This is a genomic window from Streptomyces ipomoeae 91-03 (genome assembly GCF_000317595.1).
GTDB lineage: Bacteria > Actinomycetota > Actinomycetes > Streptomycetales > Streptomycetaceae > Streptomyces > Streptomyces ipomoeae.
In genome coordinates, this window is record NZ_AEJC01000632.1 from 1 (window position 1) to 26,596 (window position 26,596).

A 26,596-nucleotide genomic window follows, 5' to 3' on the forward strand; every position below is an offset into this window, starting at 1 on the left:
GCCTCGCCCACCGAGTCCGTCCACGGCGCGAGCGGCGAACCCGAACCAGGCCGGTAGTCCTCCGCCTCCTGGCTCACACTCGCCAGCCACAGCGCCAGCACCCCGCCGGACAAGGCCTGCACGTACTCCACCAGGAACGTCGGCAGATCCTGTACTTCCACACTGCGCGCCGACCACACCTGCGCCCGTCCCCGCGCAGTCGCCAAGCGACGTACGAACCACACCAGCACTTCACGGAAGATCACGTCGCCGACGAAGCGAATGCGGCTCGCCCGACGCCCGCCGGCCGCCTCGGCCGCGTCCACGAGCGCGGCCACCAGGGCCCGTAACGACACGCGGTTGCGCCGACCCTTCACCACATCGGCGAGCGACTCCAACCCCGGTGTCACCCGAGACAGGGCCATCACATCACCCGCCAACTGCCCTTGCAGCTGGCGGGTGAAGGTCGAGATCACCACCCGTCGACCAGGGTCGGCCGCCAACCAGTCCAGAGCCGCCGCCAGCACGGCGAGACTCTTGCCCGTCCCCGTCGGGGCCTCACACAACCCGTCCCGCCCGGTGTCGACCTGTGCGCCGAGCCACCGTGCCATCTCCTGCTGCGCCGGCCGCCACTCCACCTCCCTGCCCGCAGCGACGGCCACAGCGAGCCGGTGCGGGTCCACCCGACCGCCAGGACCCAGGAGTTGAGCCGGAAGCGTGAGAGCGGCCAGGCCCGGACTCTCTCGGTCCGGCGCGCGGACCGGCTCGCCCCACTCGTGCAGTGCCTCCGCCAGCAACTCGGCGACGCTCTCGTCGTCCACGCCCCCGACCGGCTTCCGGTCCGTCAGCGACGCCACCAGCTCCCACGCGGCGGATCCCGTCCCGACGGACGCCACCAGCCGCCACCACGGTTCCGACCAGCCGGCCACTTCCTCCACCGCCGCCCCCACGACCAGGGCGGTCACCCGGGCATCCACCAGGGCGTCATGCAGCCGCGCGGCCTGCGTCGGAACTCCCCCGGACGCGGCCACATCAGCGAGCCGGTAGGAGTCCAGCCACGGCCACACCGCCTGTGCCAGGTACAATGCGTCGACCCGCAGCACACCGTCGACAGCGGGAAGCCCCGCCCGCGAGCACTCCTCGTCGAGCCAGCCGAAGTCGGCGGCCGTGCCGTTGTACGCCACCAGCGCGTCGGCGTCCCCGAGCCACTCCCGAAAGGCGCCCAACACCTCCTCGGCGGCCCGGACTTCCTCCCGATACCGGGCCAGGGCCTGATCGCCGCGGATCAGCCCCTCCCATTCCGGATCCGGCAGCTGCAGCCAGGCCTCGAACTCCGGCGCCTCGACCACCCATCCGGCATCGGCGGACAGCCGCACCGCGCCGAGCTGGTAGATCCGCCGTTCCCCACCGGCATGCTGGGCACTGGGCCGGACCGCGGCCTCGACATGCAGCACCACCGCTCGTAAGGCGCCTGGTCTGCGCCGGTCGCCCTCTTCCGAGTCCGTGATGTCGGCCACCGCACATGCCTCGACCACCCCGTCACTTGTTCTCACAAGCCCCAGGCTCTCGGCGTCGCGGACCAGTTGAGCCAGACGTCGGCGACTCACCCCGGGCCAGAACTCACGGGCAACGCGCAGCAGGGCGTCCGAGTCCATGGGACCTTGCTCTCTCAGCAGCTCGGCCAACCGGCGAATCAACGCGTCCGACACCCGGCGTCCCCCTAGCCTTGACCGAGAGTTAAGTCGATCACATTTATCCCGGGTCGACCAGCGATTCGCCCACCTTTCCCACTTGGTTCGGATGCGACCTATCCCAGATGCGGGGTGCGCTCAGCAGGCTCCTGGGCACCACCGTGAGGCCGTCGCCACGATGCACTTGGGGTGATCCACATCGCCGCGATCGCGACGAACCCGGATACCCATCGGAAGACTCGCTGTTCCGTAAGCTGTCGCGGTGGAGACCAAGCAGGTACGTGCAGGCCGGGACACCATCCTCGGGTACGTGGAACGTGCCAGCCCGGTGAACATCCTTGCCGAGCTGATCTGGGGCGCCAACCTCAAAGACCGACAGCGACCTCAGGGCTTCCTGCCCCTCAGGAGCGGACAGGCCGTTCTCAGATCTCCTGGGGATCTTGCTGGTCGAGCGCAGCCAGCACGGGAGTCGGATCGTCGATTAGATCGAACAGGCCGCGGGTCCGTCGCGCCCAACGTCCTGGATCCTCTCCTTCCACGAACGCCGCGGCCGACGCGAACTGGTCCTGGAGGTTGACCGGCAGTCTGCCGGCCAGGGACGCACCGAGCTCTCGGCCCAGGACGGCTCGTGCCGAAGGCGGCCGCATGCGGCGGGCCGGCTTGCCGGTCGCCGGGACGGCGGTGCCGCTCACGTCCTCGAGAGCCGCAACGGCATCGCGCCCCCAGCCGCCATCCCAGGTGCCGGGGAGCGGAACCGCGATCCGCTGAACACTGGCGATCGCGTCCCTCCCGAGCGCGAGCGAGAGCCCTCCTGGATCCTCGTGGTAGTTCAGGTAGCGGACGACGTCGACGCCTGGCGGGCAGACCTCGTCGAGCAAGACGTCGCCGACGAAGTTGCCGGGGTTGACGAGCCACCCCTCCCGCACCACGACGGATGACTTCAGACGGACCCGATACAGATAGAACTGGCTGCGCTGGTCGGCCTGGTCACGGATCCGACGCAGCATGTTGTGGACAGCGGCCTCGTACCCGCCGACCTGGAGGGCCTTCGCCCGCTGGTGCGCGACCCACGCGGAAACCCGCTGCTCTCCGCCCATCATCCTGCGGGTCTCGGGAGTCAAGACGGCTGCCGGGTCGAAGTCCCGCGTCGGCCAGTCCGCCTGCGTACTCGTGTGGTACCAGGAGAACTGCGCGACCCTATCATCGTCGAGTGCCGGGTCATCGGGGCCGACCGTCACCCGAGGCGATTCCTCGTGCTCGCAGGTCATGCCGCAGCCGGGGCAGGTCTCCTCTGTCTGCTCCCACCGATCGATCCAGTCCAGATCGACGCGCCACCAATGATCGCAGCGCCCACAGAGCATCTGCCGCTCTCGCCAGAAGTCAATCCGCCGTTCCACCGCACCATTCTCCGGAAGCCTCCGACGGAGAACCAGCCTCCACCGAGGTCTCGAACCCGCCGGAACTCCGCTTCCGCGGTATCTGCTCCGCGGACCTGCTGGGATCCTTGGAACGCAGCTCAGAAGCGCGTCGGGCAGCGTACCGCTCCCGCGAAGGTCATCTCGGCGTTGCCCAGGGACTCGGACATAGCAGTGAGAGAACTGCTCATGCTTCAACCCTACGGGCGGATGCGTCTGATGCGACGAGACCCCGGCAGATTCGTCGGGGCCTCGTCGCACTCCGAGGATCGGTTCACTACAAGATGTTCACCGACTTGACGCTCGTGTTGCCGATCGGCACGTCGATCCGGTCCCGAGCGACGACGACCCCGTCCTTGACGACGTAGCACTCGACGACGTGCTCGCCCTTGAAGTCCGAGTGCTCGATGCGGACTCCCCGCTTGCTCGAGTCGACGATCTGGCCGCGGATCTCGTCCCGCCGCTCGGCTTCCGGACCACGATTGAGCACCTTCCACTTCAGCGTGTAGGGCTCCCCGACCGAGCAGCTGGTGACCACGAACCTCAAGCTCTTGTCGGCCTTGAGCAGGATCCCGCCGCGACGCATCGCGCGGAGCCAGGCCGGACGCCACCCGGCCTGCGTGACCTCGCAGTCGATGGACACGCTCTCGGACACGTCGACCGGGAACTCGTCCTCGATGAACTCCTCGGTGTCCCTGAACGACCGGGACGACTCGCTCGCGCTCTTGGCAAGCGGCACCGACGTGCCGAAGACCTCGCGCCACTTCTTGTTGGCGGATGCCTTGCCTTCGTCCGCGATCGCCTCGAGGCATCGGTTGTACGCCTTCTTCGCCTTCGGCTGGAACTGCGCCTTGACGTGGACCCGCTGCCGGCTTCCCAGCGCCAGGTAGTGCTCCTGCTCTGGCTGATCTTTAAGGAACTCGAAGAAGTCGCGGGCCATAAGGTCGAACGAGCCTGTGCCCGCTGCGTCGTAGTCGTCAGTCTGGTCGAAGAAGTTGTAGACGAGGGTGTCGATGAGCAGGCCGCCCATGTTTACGCCGTTCGCGTTCTTCCATGCCCGTGCCATCCGGGCGAGGTGGCGCATGTTCGTCGAGGTGCGGTCGTTGCACTCCTTGGTCGCGGCGATCTCCTCGCGCGGCTTGGTGACCTTCCAGCCCTCAGCCTTCGTGTCCGGGTAGTCGAAGCTGCCGTCAGCGTTCTCGAATGCCGGCTGGACCTCGAACTTGAAGGCGTTGGACGTAAACCGCACTCGGACGACGCACTGGTCGACGCGGATCTCCGTGTTCTTGTACCGCGCCTTGAGGTCGTCGCGGACCTTCTCGAGAATCCTCCGCGGGCCGGTGTCCCCCTCGTAGCTCGACCGGATCCCAGGCGGGAGGATGAAGATCATGTCGAGGTCGGACACTCCCTTGATCGCGGTGTGCCGGCCGAACGATCCGACCATCAGCTTGTAGTCGGTGCAGCCGTCCTTGTCGCGGAAGTCCTTGTTGAGCGCCTTCGTGATCTCGTCCCGCCGCGAGGCGACCGTCGTGGCCGTCTCCCCGACCTTCAGGTTCTGGAGCAGCGTTTCGAAGATCTCTGAGGTCTTCATCGTCATGCCTCGCCTTCGCCGAGCCGGAGCGCCTCCGGGAGGAAGAGGTCGATCTCGCGCGAGGTGAACGTCATCTCCTCGTTGTTCTGCAGCCCGCCCTGGGCGCGCGCGAACGCCCTGCTGCTCGTCCTGGGCGCGTCGGCGTACGCGTCGCGCGCGGCCTGCTGCAGCTCGTCCCGCCGCTCACGGCCCTCCGCGGCGGAGACGGTGCCGGACATCAGGTCTGCGATGAGGGAGATATAGGACTCCCAGACGTCCCACAGCCGAGAGGCGATGCCGCGGTGGGCCTCGGACTCCTCCTCGAACTTGAAGGTCTTCGCCCCAAGGCTCATCCAGCTGACCAGGAGCGCGATAGAAGAGGTCGCGAGGCTCGTCAGCACTGCGTTGCCGAGCAGGCCGACCACCGCGGCAAGGAAGGTGCCCGAGCTGATCGCGGTGAGAGCAATGAGGACGCCCTGCTGCCACCGGTGCTTGGTGAAGCAGATGTCCGCCTGCTTCTCATGTGTCTTGTGACTGTAGACCACGCGCCCGAAGGCCTCTCGCATCTGCGCCAGAAGGTACGGGTCGCGGTCAGGCACCGCGTCGCTCTCGGGTGTCAATTCGTTCCTACTCGGTCGAGGACTCCTGGACATCCGTCTGGAAGTCGGTTGCACATCTTCTGAGTATGACGGCGACCACTGACACTCCGACCGACTTGAGATACCTCCCGTTCAGGCCGCGCTCGAACCGGCCCGACCTGCCGCCCTCTCCTGCTTTCGCGCAGGTAGCGGAGAGCGATGGACACGAGGTCGGCTTGATCCAGCGCCTGTGCCACGGCCAGCCAGGAGCCGACATCCGGGCAATAGCCGGTCGACTGGTTACTGACCTCGTTCACCGCCCAGCGTCCAGCCTCGGTGGAGAAGCTGATTTCGCCGACTCTCAGCACCCGCCCGCCGCTAGCGCAGGCGACGTGTTCGCTGCGGCGTGGGGCCAGCCGCAGGACACCGTCCGCCCCGATGACGAAGGTGAAGGGCTCGTCCAGTTCCTCGCTGGTCCGGGTCGTTGCCCAGTCCGCGAAGTCGGCAGCAGTGCGGATCGCGGCACCGCTGTCCGCCGACTGGACGGCGGCGATCACGTGGTGAGGCCCGACATAGTGGTAGGCCCGTCTGGACGTGCTCATGCCGATCAACGTGGATAAGTCGCCGTGGTGTGCTCAGAGTTTCGGCGCGTGGATCTTGGTCTTCCAGCGGGTCGCCGGGGGCTGGTTCGTGAAGCTCGGCCGGGACTCCGTGGATCCGCATCGCTCGTACGAACGCGTCGGCCACCGCCCTCCACTTGGGAACCGGCGCATTCGAGCGGTCCTTCTGGATCACCTCTTGGAGGGCTTCATTTGCTCAGGTGACGCCACGCTGCGGAACCCTGTGTCGTCGTCGTGCATCGTGTAGGGGAGGTTCAAGCGGATCGAGCGCGAGGAGTCGCACCGGATCATGCGTCGTCCGGAGGAGCGTTAAATGCCCACGGTCCGTCCGATGGCGACGCTGCGGCAGAAATAGCTCTCACTTCCCGCCGCAGCGTCGACGCTGTCGCTCCAACTCGGTTGCGGGCCTGAGCCGCCTCCCCCCAGGGCCCGCAGAGACGACTCGCCCTCACAGACGACGCTGGCTTCATCGGTACGATCCTCGGGATCGACACTGCGGCGGGGGCCTCATTGGCGTTCGCGAGGCAGAAGACCGCCGAGATCGTCACCCGCCAACCAAGCCGTCCTTGGCCTCCCGCGCTGGTTCCCCGATCACTCATGACCCGGCCGTGCGCTCACGTGCGGCGGCCGTCACGGGTACGGACGCCCGCCGTTCACCGTCGTACACCGAACGGGCCGCCGCCCAACGCACCCACCTCAGCCTGCCCCTGCTGCCAACCACCACGATCGGCTCCTTCCCACAGACCGGCGAACCGCGCACCGCACGCGCCAACTTGCGGGCCAGCCAGATCAACACGGCCGGATACGAGGAGCTCATCAAGGCCTCGCGTGCACCAAGCAGGTCCCAGCCGGCGTAGAACACGGACGCAGCCACCACAGCGGATAGCACGCGCCAACGCGTCCCGGGCCAGAGTGCCGTTCGTGACGATCTGCCGTGGATATCTGGGGGTCGAAAGGGTTCTGCGCAACTCAAGGCATGATCGACGGTGCAGGCAAGTAGGGCACGTGAACGGTTCGACCGAACCGTTCACAGTGCTCCGCCGGACCGGAGCCGGGCAGTCAGCGTTTGCCGCGGTTGCGGACGGCGAGGACGGCCAAGCCCAGCAGGACGGGTTCGGTGAAGCGGGAGGTCATCTCGATGTAGGTGCCGGCGGTGGTCAGGTCCTGGCCGGAGGAGCGGAACACCACCGAGTTCAGCGTGACGTTCAGGGCCTTCTCGAAGCGCTCGCCGGTGGGGTTCCGGGGATCGTCTTTGTCGATCTCGAAGGTGACCCTGCCGCCGCCGGCCGGGACGGTGCCGGTCGCGGTCTGCTTTGGGGGTGTCCTGGGCGAGGCCGAAGGCCATCAGCAGGACGATGGTGAGGAGCATGGCGGCGCCGAGCCGGCGTGGCGCCATCTGCCTTCCGACCACCTCCCGATGTGGGGCTCCCGCACCTGCTGGGATAGCTCACGCACCCATGTAGTCCCTCGCTACCGACGGCGATCAGACCAAGATCCGGACCATCCCCGGGCCAGCAAATCGCCTGACGGCCCGCAGAGCACAGTTTCTGCTGGTCAACAGCACACAAATCCTGTACCACCAGCAGACCAAGAACCTTCTGGTGTCGTATTCGCCGAAGAAGCTTGGCTTCTTCTAGACGCAGAAAATGGGCGCCTGACCAGGGCAAATGCCCGTCAGGCGCCCATCTCCGGGTGCATCTGGACCACGAGCCGAAATTCGGCCTTACTCCCCGTTCCTCCCACCGGTATCCCACCTCTGACCAGCTGTTCCGGGGCATTTCCGGGCCGAGCCCGGGCTAAGGCACCCGTTGCCGCATCATCGTGCTCGTCCCACCACCGCATGGAATCCTCGATGAGACGATTCGCGTGGTGACGTGCTTCGGCGAGGAACTTGGCGTAGTAGCGGAAGAGAACCTGGATGCTCTGCCCTGCTCTTCGCGCGCACTCGGCCGGGTGGTGATCTCCTGCGCGGCCCGGGAGGCGGCAGGCTCGGCCACGCTCGCGAGGACGGCGAGGCGGCGTACGCGGTCAGCGCGTACGGATCTTGCGGCGGGCTGTCCGGCCAGGGCTGAGGCGACAAGGGCTGCCAGGGGGACCTCATGCCCCTTCCGTACTCGCGAACCTCGGCCGGCAGGCCGTCTGCCACGCCGAGACAGAACTGGACGGAGACCAGACGCGCGGTCGGCGCGGCCAGAGAGGAGAAGGGTGGCAGGACGCCCTCGTCCGGCGAAAGGGAGCCGAGCACATCGTCGCCGCGACCGGCACGGAGTCGAACTCGACGCCGCCACCGGTCGCCAGCCGCTGGCCGAAGGTGTCCCTGCCGCTGCCCGCTCACGACGCCCGGGCAGGCGGGGTCGACGAGGACGGCCAGCGGCTCACCGGTGCCGTACTTGGCGGCCCGGACCACCAGCCGGTCGGCGATCCCGGCCCCGGTGGCATACCTCTGGCAGCCGTTCAGCAGATAGCCGCCCGACATGAGGGTCAGGATGAGCGGTGGTTCGTGTGAGGCGATACCGCCTCCCCGGCACCAGCGCCCCGCTGTCGCATCCCGCTCGATGCGGGCGGCACGGGTGGGGCCGGCGAAGAACCGGGCGCTGAAGGACAGGAAGTAGTGGTTGCCCAGCAGGTGGCCGATGGCCCCGTCGGCCGCGGCGACGGTACGGACAGCCGTGTAGGCCGTACGCCAGGTCGCGCCCCCTCCTCCGTGCTCGGCCGGTGCCAACAGTGTCAGCAGCCCCGACTCACGCAGCCGTGCGACCTCCTCGAGCGGTGCCTTGCCGACCTGTTCGCGCTCGACCGCGTCCGTGGCCAGGTCGTCCGCCAACTCACGGGCTATGTGCAGCCAGTCGACCTGCCCGGCCTCCCGCGTCGGTCACCTCGTCCGCCGTGACCGTCATGCCCGTACCCGCTTCATGGGACTGCGGCTGTCGCTACAGCTCAGTGCTGTGGTCATGGCGTCTTCCTCCAGGGGACCGAGGACGACACGGTGCCCGGCGAGGCGGCGTGGGAGTGCTGCAGCGGTGCGCGGTGACGCGTCGGCTTCATCTGCGCTCCGGCTGATTCGCGCTCTCGGATGGCTAGTTCGCGATGGCGGGCTGCCGGATGGTCGTCCCGGACCCGGGGGCTGCCGACCGGGCCGTGGAGGCGCTCGCGGAGCGTGGCGCCGCCGGACGGGGCCGGGAGCCTGCCGCGGCTGCGCAGTTCCGGGACGACGAGGTCGACGAAGTCGGCGAAGGTGCCCGGGGTGGTGGCGTAGGCGAGGTTGAAGCCGTCGACGTCGGCTTCCTCGACCCAGCGCTCCAGTTCGTCGGCGACCGTCGCCGGGGAGCCCACCACCACGGGGCCGATGCCGCCGATGCCCAGGTAGCGGGCGACCTGGTCGGGGGTCCAGCGGCGGGTCGGATCGGCGGTGGAGAAGATCGCGAGGGCCGAGCGCACGGCGTCGGTGTCGACGTACTCCAGCGGCTGGTCCGGGGCGAGTTCGGACAGGTCGAGTCCGCTCCAGCCGCCGTAGAGGGCCAGGGCGCCCTCGTAGGAGGCGTACGAGATGAGGTCGTCGTACTTGGCGCGGGCCTCCTCGTCGGTGGGGGCGGTGATGGCTGTGAGCAGGATGAAGATCTTGACGCTGTACGGGTCGCGGCCCTCCGCGGCGGCCCTCGCGCGGATGTCGTCGACGACGCGACGGGTGGCCTGCGGGTTGACGGCGTTGATGAAGACGCCCTCGCCGTGCCGGGCGGCGAAGGCCCGGCCGCGCGGGGAGGCGCCGGCCTGGAAAATGACCGGAGTGCGCTGCGGGGACGGCTCGGAGAGGAACACGCCCGGAACGGTGAAGTGGCGGCCCTTGTGGGCGATGTCGCGGATGCGGGTGGGGTCCGTGTAGATGCCCCGCTCCCGGTCGCGCACGACCGCGTCGTCGTCCCAGGAGTACTCCCAGAGCTTGTAGCAGACCTCCAGGAACTCCTCCGCGACCTCGTAGCGGTCGTCGTGCGCGACCTGTTCGCCGAGGCCCAGGTTGCGGGCGGCGCTCTCCAGGTAGGAGGTGACGACGTTCCAGGCGATCCGGCCCTTGGTGAGGTGGTCGAGGGTGGTGAGGGTGCGGGCGAGCTTGTACGGCTGCTCGTAGGTGAGGGACACCGTGATGCCGAAGCCGAGGCGTTCGGTCACCGCGGCCATCGCCGAGACGGCGGGCAGCGGGTCGGACAGCGGGATCTGCGCGCCCTGCCGGACGGCGGCGTCACGCGAGCCCTGGTAGACGTCGTACACGCCGAGCACGTCGGCGATGAAGAGGGAGTCGAAGCCACCGCGGTCCAGCAGCCGCGCCAGGTCGGTCCAGTAGGCGAGGTCGGTGTAGCGGTGTGCCTGGTCGTCGGGGTGGCGCCACAGGCCGGGCGACTGGTGGCCGACGCAGGCCATGTCGAAGGCGTTCAGATGGATACGACGCTGGTGGGCGCGGGTCACTTGAGGGCTCCGGAGGACAGGCCGGCGACGAGCCGGCGCTGGGCGGCCACGGCCAGCACATAGACGGGCGCGATGCCGATGAGGGACACGACTGCCTGCTGGCCGAACTCGACGTTCTTGTCGCCCTGGAAGAGCGAGAGCAGCACCGGCAGGGTCTGCGCGCTGCTGTCCTGGGCGAAGCTGAGTGCGAAGAGGAACTCGTTGTAGCTGAGGAAGAAGCAGATCAGCGCGGCGGCAGCGACACCGGGCGAGATCAGCGGCAGCACCACGCGGCGCAGGCCCGCCCAGGCGCCGAGCCCGTCGAGCCAGGCCGCCTCCTCGATCTCCTTGGGCACCTTGCGTACGAAGCCGTCGAGGAGCCAGATCGCGACCGGCACGTTGGCAAGCCCGTCCACGAGGGCGAGCCCGGCGACGGTGTTGTTCAGCTCCAGGTTGCGCAGGAGGTAGAAGAGCGGGAGGACTGCTACGACGGGTGGCGCGCAGTAGCTGGACAGCACGAGGGTCGCCAGCCTCGCCCCGCGGCGTCCGGCGCGCGCGGTGAAGTACGCGCCCGGAACGGCGATCAGCAGCGTGAGGACGACGGAACCGGCCGCGACCGTCCAGGAGTTGGCGATGTAGTGGCCGAGGTCGACGGCTCGGAACGCGTCGGGCCAGTTCTGCCAGAAGAGGCGGGAGGGCAACAGCCCGCCGTTGAGGACGTCGTCGCGGGAGCGCACGGACAGGGAGGCGACGTACAGCACCGGGACGGCCATGAGGAGAGCGATCAGCGCGAGCAGTGCGGTGAGTCCGGTCCTACGGCGGCGGGTGACGGGGCGGTTGGAGGGCTTGCGGGCGGGTGGCGGTGCCTGCTGTGCCTCCCTGGTCGCTTCGAGCTGGGCCGTGGTCATACGGCCACCTCCTCATGCCGCTTCCGGCGCACCGCGACGACGCTCGTGACCAGGCCGATGAGCAGCGAGAACAGCACGGTGGCGGCGGCTGCGCCGCCGACGTCGAACTCCTGCAGCGCGGTGCGCTGGATGTCGTAGGTGCTGGTGGTCGTGGAGAAGCCGGGACCGCCCGCAGTGACGACGTAGACGATGTCGAACACCTTGAAGCCGATGACGAGCTTCAGCAGCAGGACGGACAGCAGGGTGGGTTCGACGTACGGCAGGACGATGGACCGGATCGTGCGCCAGCGGCCGGCGCCGTCGAGGGCGGCGGCCTCGCGCAGGTCGTCCGGGACGCCGAGCAGGGCGGCGTACACGAGCAGCATCACGAACGGCGTCCACTGCCAGCTGTCGATCACGACCAGGGTCGCGAATGCTCCCGTGCTGCTGCCGAGGGGGTTCACTCCGGGCAGGCCCCCCGCATGCAGCGCGCCGTTGAGCGCGCCGCCGACCGGGGCGAGCAGCAGCTTCCACGCCACGCCGACCATGACGGGCGGGGTGACCAGAGGCAGCAGCAGGAGGGTCCCCAGCAGGCCGGGGCGCCGGGCCCGGGCGCGCAGCAGGAGTGCGAGTGCGGTACCCAGCACCAACTGGACCGCGGCGGCGAGCACCGCGAAGAGCACCGAGCGCCACAGCGAGCCGGTGAACGACTGGCTCTCGAGCGCCGTGCGGAAGTTGTCGAACCCGGTCCAGCGTTGCAGCGGACGGGCGAGCGTGGAGTCGGTGAAGGCCAGGCCGATGACGTAGACGAGCGGGTAGGCGGCGAAGACCGCGAGGAAGACCCCGGACGGCGCGGCGAGCGCGCCGGGGACCCGTACGGCGGACTTCACCCGGGCGGTATCGCTCATCCCTTCGTTCCCTTGAGCTCCTTGGCCCAGGCCCGCTGCGCGTTCTGCAGGGCGGTCTTCGCGCTCTGCTTGCCCTGCAGGCCGAGCGCGAGTTCGTCCACGAGGGTCTGGAGCAGGTCCGGGGCCTTCGGCACGGTCGGCCAGGGCAGGGGGTCGCCCGCGAGGCCGGTGCGGACGACCTCGTAGGAGTCGGGCGAGTTCTTGCGGAACGCCGTCGAGTTGAGGGTGCTGGTGCGGATCGGGTCGGCGCCGGCGTCGGGCTGGGCGAGCACGAGGAGGTTCTGCTGTGCGGCGGTGGCCCACTTGATGAAGGCGGCGGCTGCCTCCTTCTGCTTCGACGCCGTGGACACCGCGAGGCCGAAGCCCGCGTCCAGCGAGGTGCGCGGCTTGGTGTTGTCGCCGCCGACCGGGAGCGTGGTGACGGCCCACTTGTCGACGACCTTGGACTGCTTGGGGTCCTGGGCGCGCTTGGCGAAGTCTGTCCAGAAGTCGAGCATGGCGCCCTTGCCGTCGAGGAAGGCGGGCAGCGCCTGGTCGAAGCCGATCTGCAGCGGGGTGGGCAGGGCGTACGGGGCGGCGTCGAACAGTACCTGGGCGGCGGCGATCGCCTCCGGGGTGTCGAGCGTCGGTGCGCCCGACTCGTCGAGGAACGAACCTCCGTATCCCGCGAGGCGGTTGGCGAAGTCGCAGCCGAGGATGACCGGGACCTGCTGGGCCTCGATGATGGTGCCGTAGTACGTGCCCTTGGCGTCCTTGGTGATCTTCGCGGCGATGTCGTTGTACTCGTCCCAGGTCCTGGGCGCCTCGACCTTGTGCCGTTCGAAGATCTCGGTGTTGTAGAAGAGGATGTGGGTGTCGCCGTCGTAGGGCAGTCCCCAGCGCTTGCCGTCGTACTGGGTGTAGGTGTCGTACAGGGACGGCAGGAAGTCGCTCTCCTCGATGTCCTTGTGCGCCTTGATGTACGCGGTCAGGTCCTCGATGACGCCGCCCTCGGCGAGGGTGCCGACGGCCGCGTACCAGTACATGAAGACGTCGAACTGGCCCGCCCCGGACTGCACGTCGAGCACGGCCTTGGCCGTGAGCTTGTCGTAGGGCACGGGAGTCACCTTCAGCTTGGCGCCGGTGGCTTCCTCGAAGGGCTTGCTCAGGTACTGGAAGGACAGGGCGTTGGGCTGGTTGGCGAGGATCTTGAGGGTGACGCCGTCCAGGTCGGGCTTGGCGGTCGGGTCGAGCGCTGCGGAGTCGGAGCCGCCGCAGGCGGTGAGGAGCGGGCCGGCCGCGGTGAGGGCGGCGGCGCTTGCGGTGGCACGCAGGAGCGTTCTGCGGGAAAGCTGGGACAGCGGCGAGCGCCGGGACGCGGGCATGGGGTGGTTCTCCTGGTTTGTGCTTACGTGTACAGGGTGAACGGCGGGTGCGTGCCGTTGAGGTAGTAGTCGCCGACCTCGCGGAGCTTGTAGGCGACCGGGTCGTGCAGGGTGTGGGTGCGGACGTTGCGCCAGAACCGGTCGAAGCCGTACGCGGAGGCGGTGGACCGGGCTCCGGTGACCTCCAGAATTCGGGCGGTGATGTCGAGAGCGGCCTTGGTCGCGGCGACCTTGGCGGTGGCGACGACGACGGCGATCTCGCCACGCTCGTCGTCGGTGAGGTCCGGTCCGCGGTCTAGGCCGCGCTGGACCGCTTCGGCCGCGTGGTCCGCGAGGAGGCGCACCGAGCGTGCGGAGACGGCGAGTTCACCGTAAGTGGCCAGCGTGTACGGGTCCTGGGTGGCGGAGTCGACGCCCGACAGCAGCCAGGGGCGGGTGGTGGTGCGGGTGTAGTCGGCTGCCGCGGCGAGGGCGCCCTCGGCGATGCCCAGGTAGAAGTGGACGAAGACCAGTTGGATCGCGGGGGTGACGAGGGTGGCGAACGGGGACAGGGCGCCCTCGTCCTGGGCCAGGGAGCCGATGATGTCGTCCGCCGCCACGGGTACCGCGTGGAACTCCACGCTGCCGCTTGCCGACAGCCGCTGCCCGAAGTTGTCCCAGTCGTCGTCGCGTACGACTCCGGGGTGGGCGGGGTCGAGGAACACGACGACGGGTTCGCCGGTGTCGGTCCGTGTGGCGCCGGCGACGAGACGGTCGGCCACCCGGGCGCCGGTGGCGAAGCTCTTGCGCCCGTCGAGTCGGAAGCCGTCGCCGTCGGGGGTCAGGGTGACGTCCGGGTCGCGCGGGTTGAACGCGCCGCCCCACAGCCACTGGCCCTCGGCGGCGGCCCGCTCCAGGCGCTCGATGGTGGCGGGCTCGCCGAAGAAGCGCGGGTTCCAGGACAACAGGTAGTGGTAGCCGAGGAGTTGGCCGATGGAGCCGTCCCCGGCGGCGATCTCACGGATGACGGCGTAGGCGGTGCGCCAGTCCGCTCCCCCGCCGCCGTACTCGGCGGGGACGAGGAGGGTGAGCAGGCCGGCCGCGCGCAGCCGCTCGGCCTCCTCGAAGGGCGGCTTGTTGGCCTTGTCGCGTTCGGCGGCGTCCTGAGCGAGATCGGCGGCGACGGCGCGGGCGATACCGACCCAGTCGGTGGTGGTCATGGTCGTTCGGTCCTCTGTCCTCAGACGATTCCGTTGGCGGGTGGGTGGACGCCGTTCAGGGCGTGGTTGCCGAGGTGCTGGATCTTCCAGCGGCGCGGGTCGTGCAGAGTGTGGGTGCGGGCGTTGCGCCAATGGCGGTCCAGGCCACGGCCGCCGGTCACGGACCGGGTGCCGATGAGGGCGAAGACATCGTTCGCCACGGTCAGTGAGGCCGTGTCGGCCTGGGCGCGGGCGGCGGTGACGGCGAGGGAGGCCTCGGCTGCGAGTTCTTCGTCGGCAGGGGCGCGGCGAGCGGCGTCGATGGCGGTGCCCGCCCGGTCGAGGAGGGCTTCGGCGGCGCGCACGAGCAGGGCCAGTTCGCCGAACTGCTGGATCACCAGCGGCTCCTCGCTCGCCCGGTCGACGCCCGACTCGCCCCACGGCCGGGCAAGGGTCCGGATCAGCTCGCCGCCCTCCTCCAGCGCCGCGCGGGCGATGCCGGTGTCGACGGCCGCGTGGATGAACTGGCCGAAGGCGCCGAAGACTTCGGGTCGTTCGAAGGTGAGGTGATGGGGCACGACCCGGTCGGCAGGCACGTGCACGTCCTTCAGCCGCACGGTGCCGCTGGCGGTGCCACGCTGCCCGATGCCGTCCCAGTCGTCGACGACGGTGACACCGGGGGCGTCGTGGGGGATGAAGGCGGCGGTGAGGGTGTCGTCCGGGGCGAGCGCGAAGACCGGGATCCAGTGGGCGAACAGGGCGCCGGTGGAGTAGTTCTTGGTGCCGGTGAGGGTGTACGAGCCGTCGGGCCGGGGCTGAAGGCGGGTGGCGAACTCCAGCGCGTGCCGGGTGCCCTTCTCCGCCAGGGCGTTGCCGAACCTGCGTCCGGCCAGCAACTCGGCGTAGAAGAAGTCGCGTTGCTCCGCCGTCCCGTTCTCCTTCAGCACTTCCACGAAGAAGAAGTGGTTCTGCGGGATCTGGCCGATGCTGGAGTCGGCCGCCGACAGCAACCGGACGACCTCGCCCAGGGTGCGGGCGCTGACCTCGGCTCCTCCGTGGGAGCGGGGCACGGTGATGCCGAGCAGCCCGGAGTCCGACAGTGCGTCGAGTTCCGCGTGCGGCAGGATGCGTTCGGCGTCGCGCAGGGCGGCCTCACGGGCGAACTTGGCTGCCAGCTCGGCGGCGACGGCGACCGCCTCGGCGTCGTCGGCGATCACATGGGTCATCGCGCGCTCCCGGCACCGGCGAAGGGGACCTGGGCTGCGGGGGCCGCCGGATGCCCGTACGGGTGCCGCCAAAGCCCCTGTGCCTGAAGCTTCGGCAGCACGCCCTCGCCGAACCAGTAGGCCTCTTCCAGGTGCGGGTAGCCGGAGAGGACGAACTCGTCGATGCCGAGGGCGTGGTACTCCTTGATGCGCTCGGCGACCTCGTCGTGGCTGCCGACCAGGGCGGTGCCCGCGCCCCCGCGGACCAGGCCGATGCCGGCCCAGAGGTTGGGGTGGATCTCCAGGGCGTCCCGGCTGCCGCCGTGCAGGGCGAGCATGCGCTGCTGGCCCTCGGACTCGCTGCGGGCGAGCCCCGCCTGGACGGACGCCACGGTGTCGGGGTCGAAACCGTCGAGGAGCCGGTTCGCCTCGGCCCACGCCTGCTCGGAGGTGTCGCGGGTGATGACGTGCAGCCGGATGCCGAAGCGGAGAGTGCGGCCTTCCTTGGCGGCCAGCCCCCGGATCCAGGCGATCTTCTCGGCGACCTTGGCGGGCGGCTCGCCCCAGGTGAGGTAGACGTCGACGTGCCGGGCCGCGACCTCGCCTGCGATGGGTGAGGAGCCGCCGAAGTACACCTCGGGGACGGGGTCCGGCAGGCGGGCCAGCGTGGCGTCCTCGACCCGGAGGTGCTCACCGGCCAGGGCGACGGTCTTGCCCTCCCACAATCCCCGTACGATCTCCAGGAATTCACCGGTACGGCGGTAGCGGTCGTCCTTGTCCAGGAAGTCGCCGTAGGCCCGCTGCTCGTGGCTCTCGCCGCCCGTGACGACGTTCAGCAGCAGCCGCCCGCCACTCTGCCGCTGGAAAGTGGACGCCATCTGCGCGGCGAGCGTGGGCGAGACGAAGCCGGGCCGGAAAGCGACGAGGAACTTCAGGCGTTCGGTGTTCTGGCTGACCATCGCGGTGGTCAGCCAGGCGTCCTCGCACCAGGCACCGGTCGGCGTGAGCGCGCCGACGAAGCCGAGATCCTCGGCGGCGCGGGCGATCTGGCTCAGGTAGGCGACCGTGGGCGGCCGGTCCCGTCCGGAGGCGGTGGCCGGCGTGCCGTGTCCGCCGCCGACGACGTGGCGGCTGTCGCCGTTGGTGGGCAGGAACCAGTGGAAGGTGAGGGACACGTGGGGTCTCCGATCAGGAGTGCGATCAGGGGTGCGTCAGGGGTGGGGTGGGGTGCGGTCAGGGGGTGTGATCAGGGTTGTTCGTCAGAGGAGGCCGTGCCGGGGCGGCTTGATGCCGCTCAGCACGTAACGGCCGATGTGCTGGACCTTCCAGCGGGCCGGGTCGTGCAGGGTGTGGGTGCGCGCGTCGCGCCAGTGGCGGTGCAGGCCCAGGGAGTCGAGCGCGGAGCGGGTGCCGGCGACCTCGAAGAGGGCGCTGCCGACCTCCACGGCGGCCTCCGCCGCCGTCACCTTGGCCGCGGCCACCGCGATCGAGGCCTCGGCGGCCGAGTCGTCGGTCAGATCGGCGCGGGCGTCGTCGACCGCGCGGGCGGCCTCGCGAAGCAATGCTTCGGCGGCCCGTACCCGGATCGCCAGTTCGCCGAACCGCTGGATCAGCAGCGGATCCTCAGCCGCGGTCTCGTGTCCCTCGTCGACACTCTCGAACCAGGGGCGGCTCTTCGTACGGACGAACTCCACCGCATCGGCCAGCGCCCCGGCGGCGATCCCGGCGTCGATGGCCGCGTGCAGCAACTGAGCCACTGCGCCGTGGAGTTGCGGTCCCCGGAAGGTGAGGTGGTGCGGCACCACCCGGTCGGCGGGGACGGGCACCGACTCCAGGCGGACGGTTCCGCTGGCGGTGGTGCGCTGTCCCATGCCGTCCCAGTCGTCGACGACCGTGAGGCCGGGCGCGTCGCGCGGCACGTACGCCACGTGCAGGGTGTCGTCCTCGGTGCGGGCGAGGACGGGGATCCAGTGGGCGAACAGCGCTCCGGTGGAGTAGTGCTTGACGCCGTCGAGGGCGTACGACCCGTCCGGGAGCCGCGTGAGCCGGGTGCGGATGTCCTGGACGTGCTGGGTGCCCGCCTCGGACTGGGCGTTGCCGAACCGCTTTCCCCGCAGCACCTCTCCCAGGAAGAACTCCTGCTGCTCGTGCGTACCCTGCCTGCGCAGCACGTTGACGTACACGAAGTGGCTCTGCGGGATCTGGGCGAGGCTGGCGTCGACGGCGGCCAGCAGCCGGAAGATCTCGGCAAGCGTCTCCGCACGGACGTCCGCCCCGCCGAACTCGGCGGGCACGGTCACGGCGAGCAGCCCGGAGGCGGACAGCCGCTCCAGCTCCGCGTGCGGGAGCCGGCGCCGTGCGTCCCGCTCGGCGGCGCCCTTGCGGAAGTCCGCGGCCAGCTCTGCGGCCACGGCAAGGGCCTCGGCGTCGTCCGCGATCACGGTCACGGCGCTCATCCGGTGGCCGCCAGCAGCGTCGTACGGCCGCCCAGGGCGGCCGAGAACTGGTCCGTGACCTGTGCCAGAGCCTCGGCCGAGCCCGGCGCGACGGTCAGGGTGCCGTCCTCGCCCACCGTGATGTCCTTGTCGAGCGTGAACCAGCCCGGCGTGATGTGGGCGGGGCCCATGGAGGCGAGGACCGGGCGCAGGGCGTAGTCGATGGCCAGGACGTGGGCGGTGGTGCCGCCGGTGGCCAGCGGGAGGACGGTCTTGCCCGCGAGTGCGTACTGCGGGAGCAGGTCGAGCAGTGACTTCAGCAGCCCGGAGTAGGCGGCCTTGTAGACGGGGGTACCGATCACCACCCCGTCCGCCTGCTCGAACAGGGCGGTGGCGCGGACGATCGCCCGGTGACCGAAGTCGGCCCCGAGCAGCGCCTCGGCGGGGAGCGTACGCACGTCCAACGGGATCACCTCGTGACCCTGCGCGATGAGCCGCTTGTCCAGGTGGCGCAGCAGCCGGGCGGTGCGTGAGGTGGCGGAGGGACTTCCGGAGACGGACAGGATCGTGGCCATGCGAGGACCTTCCGGTTCGTGGTTTCGTGTGCGGTGGCGGTCAGGCGTCGACGGTGACGGGCCAGGACTCGGACTCGGCTTCCTGCGCCTCCGGTTCGCGCACCAGGGGCAGCACCCGATTGCCGAAGTAATCGACCTCCTCCAGGTAGTGCGGGAAACCGAGGAGGGAGAAGGCTGCGCGGGCAGAAAGAACGAACTCCGCGGAATTCAGCCGCGCTGGATCGGCGTTTCCGGGAAAGCCGTCGTCACGACGGACATGAGGCGTGACCGGAATTCACGGAAGCAAGTCACACAGGGAGCGGGTGGGAGGGTTTCCCTCGGTTGCGCTCAGACCCGACAGCGACAGAAGGCGCTGGAGACACGCGCAAGGTCGACATGGCGTCGCCGCGTGAGGTCCTGTCGCTTCATGCCACTGATCGAACCAGGAGGGAGTCCGGCCGGTCAAGAATGCCCGGATGTGATTCCACATGGTGAGAGTCGGAATTCACGAGGTTGTGACAGGGATTCCCTTGAACACGGTCCCCAAGAGGGCACAGTCTCCTGTTCGTGCGTGTCGAACAGCTCGAATACATCGCTGCCGTCACACCGCTCGGCTCGCTGCGGCGCGCCGCCGAGGAACTGCACCTGTCCCAGCCCGCGCTCAGCGAGACCGTACGCAATCAGGTCGTCGACCGGGAGTACGAGCCGTGGGACCGCGAACGCGTCGTCGTCGACACCGCGCGGCAGAGCCCGCCGCAGTCACTGGCTGTGCTCCTCCGTGGCCTCGAACCGCGCTGACCGAGACGTGGCCGCTGCGCGGCGCGCGGCCTCGAAGGAGTGACCCCGGCGGCGCCATTCCTCCGCGAGCAGTTCGTACGAACGGACCCGGTCCGTGTGGTCGTGGGTGATCGTCGTGATGAGCAACTCGTCCGCGCCGGTGGCCTCCTGGAGTTGTTCCAGCTGGTCGGCCACCCGGGCCGGTGAGCCGACGAACTGGGTGTCGAGGCGGTCCTGGACGAGGGCCTGGTCCGCGTCGCTCCACGCGTGGGTGCGCGCCTCCTCGGGTGTCGGGAACTCGATGGCGCCTTCTGCGGTGCGGATGCTGCGGACCCACAGGCCGTAGCCGGTGGCGAGTTCGCGGGCGGTCGCGTCGTCCTCGGCGACGACGACGTCGGCGGAGACGCTGACGTACGGCTTGTCGAGGAACTCGGAGGGCTGGAAGAAGGAGCGGTAGCCCTCCACCGCTTCCAGGACCGTGGCGGGGCTGACGTGGTAGTTCGCGGCGAAACGCAGACCGCGCGCCCCCGCCGCCTCGGCACTCTGACCGCCGCTGCTGCCCAGGATCCACACCTCGACGTCGGCGCCCTCGCCCGGCACGACGTGTGCCTCGATGCCCTCCGGGGAGCGGTAGGTGCCGGCCAGCAGGGCGAGGATGTCGTCGATCTGCTCGGCGTAGTCCTGCGACTCGGCGCCCGGGAGCAGGAGCAGCTTGCGCTGCAGGGCGATGCGGGGTGAGCCGAGCAGGTGCTCGAAGGAGAAGCGGGGCGGGATCAGCAGGCCGTTCGGGGTGCGGCCGTCGACGACCGGGGTGGCCGTCGGCACGGTCGTCTTCTCCCCCGGTGGGCGGCCACCCAAGCGGCCCAGGCCCAGGTCGAGGCGGCCGGGGTGAAGGGCGTCGAGCAGGCCGAACTCCTCGACCGTGGACAGCGCCGTGCGGTGCCCGAGCTGCACGGCCCCGGAGCCGAGCCGGATGGTGGTGGTGGCGGATGCGGTCAGCGCCAGGACGACGGCGGGTGACGTACCGGCCACGCCGGGATTGAGGTGGTGCTCGGCGAACCAGTAGCGGGCATATCCGAAGCGCTCGGCCTGCTGTGCGAGGTCGATGGAGTTGCGCAGCGCATCGGCTGCCGTCGAGCCGGACGGGATCGGGACCAGGTCGAGGATGCCGAGGGGGATGTCAGACATGGGCGGACTCCTGGGTGAGCGGTGGCGCCGGAAGCACGGGTCCCCATACGAACGGTGGGTCCGGGATCTCGCGGCGCAGCACGGGGGCGGCCTTGGACTGGAACAGCTCGTGGGAGGCACGGTGCTGGGACTCCGTCAGCCCGCTCGCGTCGACATGCAGGTGGAGCACGGTGTGCCCGAACTGCTCGTGGTAGCGGTGGACCTTGTCGATGACCTGTTGCGGGCTGCCGATCAGAGCGGAGCCGCGTTCGACGAAGTCGTCCAGGGTCTCGAAGACCACGGGGAGGCCCGCCTGCTTGAAGAAGGCTCGGTTGGCCTCGAAGATCGGCCGATAGGTGGCAAGGGCCTGCTGGGAGGTCCGGGCGACGTATATGCCGGCCGTGCCGACGCCGACCGCGATCCGTGCCGGGTCGTGGCCGTAGTACTCCCAGCGCTCACGGTAGTAGCGGATCAACTCGGCGTACGGTTCGATCGGGTTGGTGACATTCGCCGAGAACAGCGGGTCGCCGTAGCGGGCGGCCAGGTCGACCGACTCCTTGCTGGTGGCGCTGCCGTGCCAGACCCGGATCGGCCGCTGGTACGGCCGTGGCCACACCTCGGCGTCGGTCAGCGGGGGACGGAAGCGGGTGTCGGTGGTGACCTTGTCCTGGCGCCAGATCTTCCGGAAGACCTCGTAGCTCTCGGCGTTGCGGTCCCACTGGTCCTCGGGCGTGACGTGGAACAGGTCGCGCTGGGCGGCGCCGTTGCCCTTGCCGATGATCAGGTCCAGTCGGCCCTCGGAGAGGTGGTCGAGGGTGGCGTAGTCCTCGTATGCCCGGACCGGGTCCAGCAGGCTGAGCGTCGTGACGGCCGTGAACAGGCGGATCCGCTTCGTCAGCGCGTCCACATGGCTCAGTACCACGGTCGGGGAAGAGGAGATGAACGGCCGCTCGTGCCGCTCCCCCACCCCGAAGCCGTCGAAACCCAACTCCTCGGCCAGCAAGGCGTTGTCGAGTACTTCGCGGAAGCGTTCGTGGGTCGACTTCTGCACCCCGGTGACGGGGTCCGGGCGGTGCACGATCAGGGTGATGGCGAGGAATCTCACGACGCCGCCCGCTGATCGCCCCGCAGGTCGTCCGGGAGGGCGAGGCCGAGGTGGTGGCGGAGGGTCGGGCCCTCGTAGTCGGTGCGGAAGACGCCCTGTTCCTGGAGCAGCGGGACGACCTTGTCGGCGAAGTCGTCGAGGCCGGTGGGGGTGATGTGCGGGACGAGGATGAAGCCGTCGCCGGCGTCGGCCTGGACGAAGTCGTTGATGGTTTTCGCGATGGTCGCCGGGGAGCCGACGAAGGTCTGGCGGTTGCCGGTGTTGATGACCAGGTCACGGATGGACCAGTTGTTGGCGGCGGCGAGCTCGCGCCACTCGCGGGCGGTGGCCAGCGGGTCGCGGTACATGCGCACCTGGGCACGGCCCTTGGCGATGTGGTGGTCGCTGACGTCCGGGTCGATGTCGGGCAGCGGCCCTTCCGGGTCGTAGGAGGACAGGTCCCGGTTCCAGACGAACTCCAGGTGCTTGATGGCGGTGGCGCCGCTGACCTGCAGGCGGCGCACCTCCTTGGCCAGTTCCTCGGCCTCGGCGTCGGTGTCGGCGAGGACGAAGGTCGCGGCGGGCAGGATCAGCAACTGGTCGTGCCGGCGGCCGTACTTGGCGAGGCGGTTCTTGACGTCCGTGTAGAACGCCTGGCCGTCCTTGAGGGTGGCGTGGCGGCTGAAGATGGCGTCGGCGGAGGAGGCGGCGAACTCGCGGCCCTCCTCCGAGTCACCCGCCTGGAAGATGACGGGGCGGCCCTGCGGGGAACGAGGGACGTTGAACTGCCCGTGGATGTCGAAGTGCTGTCCGGTGTGGACGAAGGAGCCGGCCTTCGCGTCGCGCAGGAAGGTGCCGGTCGCCTGGTCGGCGACGATCTCGTCGCCGTGCCAGGAGTCGAAGAGCTCGTTCGCCGTGGCGAGGAACTCCTTGGCACGGGAGTAGCGCTCCTCCTGGGGCAGAAAGCCGCCGCGGCGGAAGTTCTCGCCGGTGAAGGCGTCCCAGGAGGTGACGACGTTCCAGGCGGATCGGCCGCCGGAGAGGTGGTCGAGGCTGGCGAACTGGCGGGCCACCTCGTAGGGCTCGTTGAAGGTGGAGTTGATGGTGCCGGTCAGGCCGAGGTGGTCGGTGACGGCGGCGAGGGCGGCGAGGACGGTGAAGGTGTCGGGGCGGCCGACGACGTCCAGGTCGTAGATCTTCCCGCCCTGTTCACGCAGGCGCAGTCCCTCGGCGAGGAAGAGGAAGTCGAACTTGGCGCGTTCGGCGGTCTGCGCGAAGTGCGCGAAGGAGCTGAACTCGATGTGGCTGCCGGCCTTCGGGTCGCTCCATACGGTGGTGTTGTTGACGCCCGGGAAGTGCGCGGCCAGATGGATCTGCTTCAGCGGCTTGCTGGTCATGTCGGTGCGGTCCTTCCGGCTCAGGCGGTGGCGGCTGCGGCGTAGCGGTTGGCGGGGCGGGCAAGGCCCAGCAGGCCGCGCAGGGTGTCGGCTTCGTAGGCGGTGCGGAAGGCGCCCCGGCGCTGGAGCTCGGGGACCAGGCCCTGGGTGATGGCGGGCAGGTCGTGTCCGGCGACGGCGGGTCGCAGCCGGAAGCCACTCAGGCCTTCCGCCGCCAACTCCTGGAGCAGGTCAGCGAGTTGGGCGGGCGTACCGGCGAAGATCCGCGCGTCGCTGGTGTACGGCTCCCCCGCGAGGGCGTCCAGGCGTGCGCGGCGGTCCTCCGCGGTGGCCTGGTCGTCGTCGAGGAAGACCACCAAGTCGCCGAAGACGTGCAGGAGTTCACCGGAGCGCCCGGCCGCCTCCTGCTCGGCGCGGACCTCGGCGACGATCGCCCGGGCGTGCTCGGCGTCGTGCGGCGTGACGTAACCGACGTCGGCCTGCCGGGCCACCAGCCGGTACGGGACGGTCTGGTGGGCGAGGGCGGTGACCAGTGGCTGGCCCTGCGGAGGGCGCGGGGTGATGGAGGGGCCCTTGACGCTGAAGTGCCTGCCCTCGAAGTCGATGTAGTGCAGCTTGTCCCGGTCGATGAAGCGGCCGGTGGCGACGTCCCGGATCTCCGCGTCGTCCTCCCAGCTGTCCCAGAGCCTGCGCACGACCTCGACGTAGTCGGCGGCCTCGTCGAAGAGGTCGGTGACCACGGGGTCGTCGTACCCGTCGATGCGCGGGATCGTGCGGCGGCCGAAGTGCTCGGCCTCGTTCGGGCGCGCGGTGATCTGCACCCTGAGACCCGCCCGGCCGGTGCTCACGTAGTCCAGGGTGGCGATGGCCTTGGAGATGTGGAACGGCTCCGTGTGGGTGGCCACCGTGGTCGGGACCAGGCCTATGTGGCGGCTGAGGGGGGCGATGCGCGCGGCGACGAGCACCGCGTCCAGCCGGCCGCGGACCTGGTCGGTGCGGCCGTCGGGGTCGAGGAAGTGGGAGGACTGCAGGCCGAGGCCGTCCTCGAAGGTGACGAAGTCGAGCAGCCCGCGCTCGGCCTCGGCGACCAGGTCGGCCCAGTAGCCGGCGGCGAACAGGTCCCGGGGGCGGGCCACTTGCTCGCGCCAGGATGCGGGGTGCCAGCCGGTGCCGTCGAGGGCGACGGCAAGGTGCAGGTGAGAAGCGGGAGTTGAGGACACGGGGGTGCCTTTCCTGGAGGTCCGTACGAGATCGCCACGCCGCGGAAGTGGGCGTCAGGCGGTGTGAAACGGGTCAGGAGCAACAGAGGGCGCCGGCCACGCGCTGGAGGTCGATGTGGGGCCGGGTGTGGAGGCGGACGGCACGGCGGACTCGTGTCACCGGTCCCACCTCCGTCCGATCGGGCGCCTTCGACAAGGCCAACGGCATTGCTATGCCGTTTCTTCCAGGAAGGCGGCTCCGGTCGGCCGTACGAGTGCGAAGACCGTACGAGTGCGCAGGGTGAAGCCGATCGACTCGTACAGCCGGATCGCGTTCGCGTTCGTGGCCGCGGCATGCAGGAAGGGGCGTTCGCCGCGCTCCTTGATGCCGGCGGCGACCGCGCGGACCAAACGGGTGGCCAGGCCCCGGCCACGGTGGTCGGGGTCGGTGCACACGGCGCTGATCTCCGTCCAGCCGGGCGGGTGCAGCCTCCCCCAGCCTTCGGCCGGGGGGACCCCCATCTCGCTTCGCTCGCCGGCCAGGGCGATCAGCCGGCCGCGGTGGCGGATGCCGAGGTAGGTGCCCATCTCGACGGTGCGGGGCAGATAGGGGCCCGGCTCGGTGCGGGCGACCAGGTCCAGGATCTCGGGCACGTCGTCGGGACCGAGCCGTACGGCCTCGGGGTCGGGTTCGGCACGCAGGGAGGTGTCCACGAGCTGGACGCCATGTCCGGTGCGCACGACCTCCCAGCCCTCGGGCGCCTCGGCGACGCCCCGCACCGAGGCGGTGCCGCCGGGACCGACGAGCGCGGCGAGGTCGGCCCAGGCGCGCGGGTCGTCCTCGTCGGAGACGGCGTGGAAGGGGGCCATGTCCTGGTGGTAGCGGGCGGCGTGGCCGATTCGTTGGGCGATGGGGGTACCGCCCATGCCCTTAAGGCTATGGGGGAGGGCGTGGGGGCCGGTGAGCGCGGCCCAGGCGGGGTTGTCCAGGACGTGCGAGGAGCTGGCGTCGAGGGTGGTGACGGACATGGCGTGGTGGTCTCCGGGGTGCGGCTCGGGGTGTCCGGCGCGCGGGGACTCCACCGCGGGGCGGCGGTGGACTCCCCGGCACACGATGGTCAGGAGTTGTCGAGCGGCAGTCCGGGCGGGTTGACCTCGGACTTGGCGACGGCCTCGTTGGAAAGGTCGTAGGCCTTGAGCCACTTGGCGTACTGACCGTTCTTGATCAGGTAATTGATGGCGTCGGCGAGCGGCTTGGCGAGGCCGCTGTCCTTCTTCGCGGTGGCCGCGATCAGGCCCTGCAGGCTCGCGCCGGCGCCCGAGTAGGTGCCGGCGGTGCGGGTGGCGTTGGGCGTGTTCGCGACCTGGCGGTTGTGGTAGGCGATGCCGGGGTTGGGGCCGAAGTACGCGTCGATCTTGCCGCTGGACAGGGCCAGGTAGACGCTGTTGCTGTCCTGGAAGTACTTGACGGTGAGCTTCTTGCCCTCCTTGGCCAGCTTGGCCTTCCACTCCAGGAGGATCTTCTCCTGGTTGGTGCCGGAACCGACGGACACGGTCTTGCCGGCGAGGTTCTTGTAGGTGCCGTCGAAGTTCCAGGTGCTCTTCTTCGGCACGGTGAAGGCGAGGTTGTCCTGCTGGTAGGAGGCGAACTCGTACTTCTTCTTGCGCTCCTCGGTGTCGGTGACGTTGGAGAAGGCCACGTCGACCTTGCCGCTGTCGATGCCGACGAAGCGGTTCTCCCACGTGGAGTTCTTCACCTCGGGCTTGAGGCCGAGGACCGCGGCGACCAGGCGGCCGAAGTCGGGCTCCGCACCGGTCAGGGTCTTCTGGTCGCTGCCCACGAAGGCCAGCGGCGGGAATCCGGCCGGCAGGGCGCCGATGCCGATCTCCAGCTTGCCGCTCTTCTTGACGGCGGCGGGCAGTTCGGCGCTGATGGACTTGACCTCGGAGACCTTGATGGTGGTCTGCTGTGCGGCGCCGTTGGAGACCTGGCCGATGACGACCTCGCCGGACTTGGCGGCGGTGTCGGGGGAGGTGGCCGCGTCGCTGTCGCCACCGCAGGCGGCGAGCCCGGTGGCCAGGGAGGCGACGGCGGTCGCCGCGGTGATGCCGCGTATCAGGCTGCGTCGGGTGAGGTGGGTGGACATGGCC

General features: G+C 69.7%; 23 protein-coding genes and 4 pseudogenes. 2 read left to right on the forward strand and 25 right to left on the reverse strand.

Translation table 11 applies throughout. The annotated features are described in order from the left end of the window. The 5 genes from STRIP9103_RS52945 to STRIP9103_RS50415 form a co-directional block, all read right to left on the reverse strand. Positions 1-1,634 (reverse strand): exonuclease domain-containing protein (locus STRIP9103_RS52945; RefSeq protein ID WP_009339082.1); only part of this gene is annotated, 1,634 nt, incomplete at its 3' end. Positions 1,635-2,092: 458 nt separating this feature from the next. Next, complete coding sequence (locus STRIP9103_RS41535) at positions 2,093-3,067, reverse strand: hypothetical protein (RefSeq protein WP_009339093.1); 975 nt, start codon at positions 3,065-3,067, stop codon at positions 2,093-2,095. A gap of 295 nt (positions 3,068-3,362) precedes the next feature. Then, positions 3,363-4,682 (reverse strand): nucleotide-binding domain-containing protein, encoded by a 1,320-nt coding sequence (locus tag STRIP9103_RS41540; RefSeq protein WP_009339114.1) that lies wholly within the window; start codon positions 4,680-4,682, stop codon positions 3,363-3,365. Beyond that, positions 4,679-5,275 (reverse strand): SLATT domain-containing protein, encoded by a 597-nt coding sequence (locus STRIP9103_RS41545; RefSeq protein ID WP_009339130.1) that lies wholly within the window; start codon positions 5,273-5,275, stop codon positions 4,679-4,681. The genes STRIP9103_RS41540 and STRIP9103_RS41545 overlap by 4 nt, the downstream gene beginning before the upstream one ends. Beyond that, the gene (locus STRIP9103_RS50415) at positions 5,272-5,835 is read right to left on the reverse strand and encodes a hypothetical protein (RefSeq protein ID WP_009339120.1); all 564 of its coding nucleotides are present in this window, start codon (positions 5,833-5,835) and stop codon (positions 5,272-5,274) included. The genes STRIP9103_RS41545 and STRIP9103_RS50415 overlap by 4 nt, the downstream gene beginning before the upstream one ends. Positions 5,836-6,363: 528 nt before the next feature. Between STRIP9103_RS50415 and STRIP9103_RS47900 the strand changes: the two are divergent. Further along, positions 6,364-6,677, forward strand: a pseudogene (locus tag STRIP9103_RS47900) (5-methyltetrahydropteroyltriglutamate--homocysteine S-methyltransferase); the annotation flags it as partial. 235 nt (positions 6,678-6,912) lie between these two features. Here STRIP9103_RS47900 and STRIP9103_RS47905 read toward each other — a convergent pair. The 13 genes and pseudogenes from STRIP9103_RS47905 to STRIP9103_RS53685 all read right to left on the reverse strand — a co-directional run. Beyond that, a pseudogene (locus STRIP9103_RS47905) lies at positions 6,913-7,234 on the reverse strand (hypothetical protein); the annotation flags it as partial. Positions 7,235-7,669: 435 nt separating this feature from the next. Beyond that, the gene (locus STRIP9103_RS41555; protein ID WP_009339085.1) at positions 7,670-8,677 is read right to left on the reverse strand and encodes an acyl-CoA dehydrogenase family protein; all 1,008 of its coding nucleotides are present in this window, start codon (positions 8,675-8,677) and stop codon (positions 7,670-7,672) included. A gap of 125 nt (positions 8,678-8,802) precedes the next feature. Further along, positions 8,803-10,311, reverse strand: a complete 1,509-nt coding sequence (locus tag STRIP9103_RS41560) for an LLM class flavin-dependent oxidoreductase (RefSeq protein ID WP_009339076.1) — start codon at positions 10,309-10,311, stop codon at positions 8,803-8,805. Continuing rightward, positions 10,308-11,198 (reverse strand): carbohydrate ABC transporter permease, encoded by an 891-nt coding sequence (locus STRIP9103_RS41565; protein WP_009339077.1) that lies wholly within the window; start codon positions 11,196-11,198, stop codon positions 10,308-10,310. Before STRIP9103_RS41565 ends, STRIP9103_RS41560 begins: the two co-directional genes overlap by 4 nt. Next, entirely contained in the window at positions 11,195-12,085 is an 891-nt protein-coding gene (locus tag STRIP9103_RS41570; protein ID WP_048821995.1) for a carbohydrate ABC transporter permease, read from the reverse strand. The genes STRIP9103_RS41565 and STRIP9103_RS41570 overlap by 4 nt, the downstream gene beginning before the upstream one ends. After that, on the reverse strand, positions 12,082-13,449 hold the full coding sequence (locus STRIP9103_RS41575; RefSeq protein ID WP_009339091.1) for an ABC transporter substrate-binding protein: 1,368 nt from the start codon (positions 13,447-13,449) through the stop codon (positions 12,082-12,084). The genes STRIP9103_RS41570 and STRIP9103_RS41575 overlap by 4 nt, the downstream gene beginning before the upstream one ends. Positions 13,450-13,472: 23 nt before the next feature. Beyond that, positions 13,473-14,648 carry an acyl-CoA dehydrogenase family protein gene (locus STRIP9103_RS41580; RefSeq protein WP_009339104.1) on the reverse strand — a complete coding sequence of 392 codons (1,176 nt, stop codon included), beginning with the start codon at positions 14,646-14,648 and terminating at the stop codon, positions 13,473-13,475. Between the two features lie 20 nt (positions 14,649-14,668). Then, positions 14,669-15,853, reverse strand: coding sequence for an SfnB family sulfur acquisition oxidoreductase (locus tag STRIP9103_RS41585; protein ID WP_009339106.1), 1,185 nt, complete (start codon positions 15,851-15,853; stop codon positions 14,669-14,671). After that, on the reverse strand, positions 15,850-17,007 hold the full coding sequence (locus STRIP9103_RS41590; RefSeq protein WP_009339066.1) for an LLM class flavin-dependent oxidoreductase: 1,158 nt from the start codon (positions 17,005-17,007) through the stop codon (positions 15,850-15,852). Before STRIP9103_RS41590 ends, STRIP9103_RS41585 begins: the two co-directional genes overlap by 4 nt. An 84-nt stretch (positions 17,008-17,091) precedes the next feature. Continuing rightward, the gene (locus STRIP9103_RS41595; RefSeq protein ID WP_048821998.1) at positions 17,092-18,288 is read right to left on the reverse strand and encodes an SfnB family sulfur acquisition oxidoreductase; all 1,197 of its coding nucleotides are present in this window, start codon (positions 18,286-18,288) and stop codon (positions 17,092-17,094) included. Then, positions 18,285-18,842 carry an NADPH-dependent FMN reductase gene (ssuE, locus tag STRIP9103_RS41600; protein ID WP_009339110.1) on the reverse strand — a complete coding sequence of 186 codons (558 nt, stop codon included), beginning with the start codon at positions 18,840-18,842 and terminating at the stop codon, positions 18,285-18,287. Before ssuE ends, STRIP9103_RS41595 begins: the two co-directional genes overlap by 4 nt. A 40-nt stretch (positions 18,843-18,882) precedes the next feature. Next, positions 18,883-19,008, reverse strand: a pseudogene (locus STRIP9103_RS52545) (dimethylsulfone monooxygenase SfnG); the annotation flags it as partial. 161 nt (positions 19,009-19,169) lie between these two features. Next, positions 19,170-19,250, reverse strand: coding sequence for a putative leader peptide (locus STRIP9103_RS53685; protein WP_351225063.1), 81 nt, complete (start codon positions 19,248-19,250; stop codon positions 19,170-19,172). A 138-nt stretch (positions 19,251-19,388) separates the two neighbouring features. On the opposite strand from STRIP9103_RS53685, the pseudogene STRIP9103_RS47910 reads away from it, so the two are divergent. Further along, positions 19,389-19,506 (forward strand): annotated as a pseudogene (locus STRIP9103_RS47910) (LysR family transcriptional regulator); the annotation flags it as partial. A gap of 74 nt (positions 19,507-19,580) precedes the next feature. Here the strand turns inward: STRIP9103_RS47910 and STRIP9103_RS41610 are convergent. From STRIP9103_RS41610 to STRIP9103_RS41635, 7 genes are all read right to left on the reverse strand, one after another. Beyond that, positions 19,581-20,786 (reverse strand): LLM class flavin-dependent oxidoreductase, encoded by a 1,206-nt coding sequence (locus STRIP9103_RS41610; RefSeq protein WP_009339084.1) that lies wholly within the window; start codon positions 20,784-20,786, stop codon positions 19,581-19,583. Beyond that, a complete protein-coding gene (locus STRIP9103_RS41615; RefSeq protein ID WP_009339122.1) occupies positions 20,779-21,870 on the reverse strand; it encodes an LLM class flavin-dependent oxidoreductase in 1,092 nt (363 codons plus the stop codon). Before STRIP9103_RS41615 ends, STRIP9103_RS41610 begins: the two co-directional genes overlap by 8 nt. Next, a complete protein-coding gene (locus STRIP9103_RS41620; protein ID WP_009339080.1) occupies positions 21,867-23,246 on the reverse strand; it encodes an NtaA/DmoA family FMN-dependent monooxygenase in 1,380 nt (459 codons plus the stop codon). Before STRIP9103_RS41620 ends, STRIP9103_RS41615 begins: the two co-directional genes overlap by 4 nt. A gap of 20 nt (positions 23,247-23,266) precedes the next feature. Then, positions 23,267-24,466: an LLM class flavin-dependent oxidoreductase gene (locus STRIP9103_RS41625; protein WP_009339087.1), complete on the reverse strand. Its 1,200-nt coding sequence runs from the start codon at positions 24,464-24,466 to the stop codon at positions 23,267-23,269. A gap of 73 nt (positions 24,467-24,539) precedes the next feature. Further along, the gene (locus STRIP9103_RS53690) at positions 24,540-24,674 is read right to left on the reverse strand and encodes a putative leader peptide (RefSeq protein ID WP_009339102.1); all 135 of its coding nucleotides are present in this window, start codon (positions 24,672-24,674) and stop codon (positions 24,540-24,542) included. A 2-nt stretch (positions 24,675-24,676) separates the two neighbouring features. After that, a complete protein-coding gene (locus STRIP9103_RS41630; protein WP_009339099.1) occupies positions 24,677-25,474 on the reverse strand; it encodes a GNAT family N-acetyltransferase in 798 nt (265 codons plus the stop codon). A gap of 89 nt (positions 25,475-25,563) precedes the next feature. Continuing rightward, complete coding sequence (locus STRIP9103_RS41635; protein WP_009339115.1) at positions 25,564-26,592, reverse strand: transporter substrate-binding domain-containing protein; 1,029 nt, start codon at positions 26,590-26,592, stop codon at positions 25,564-25,566. Positions 26,593-26,596: the final 4 nt, after the last annotated feature.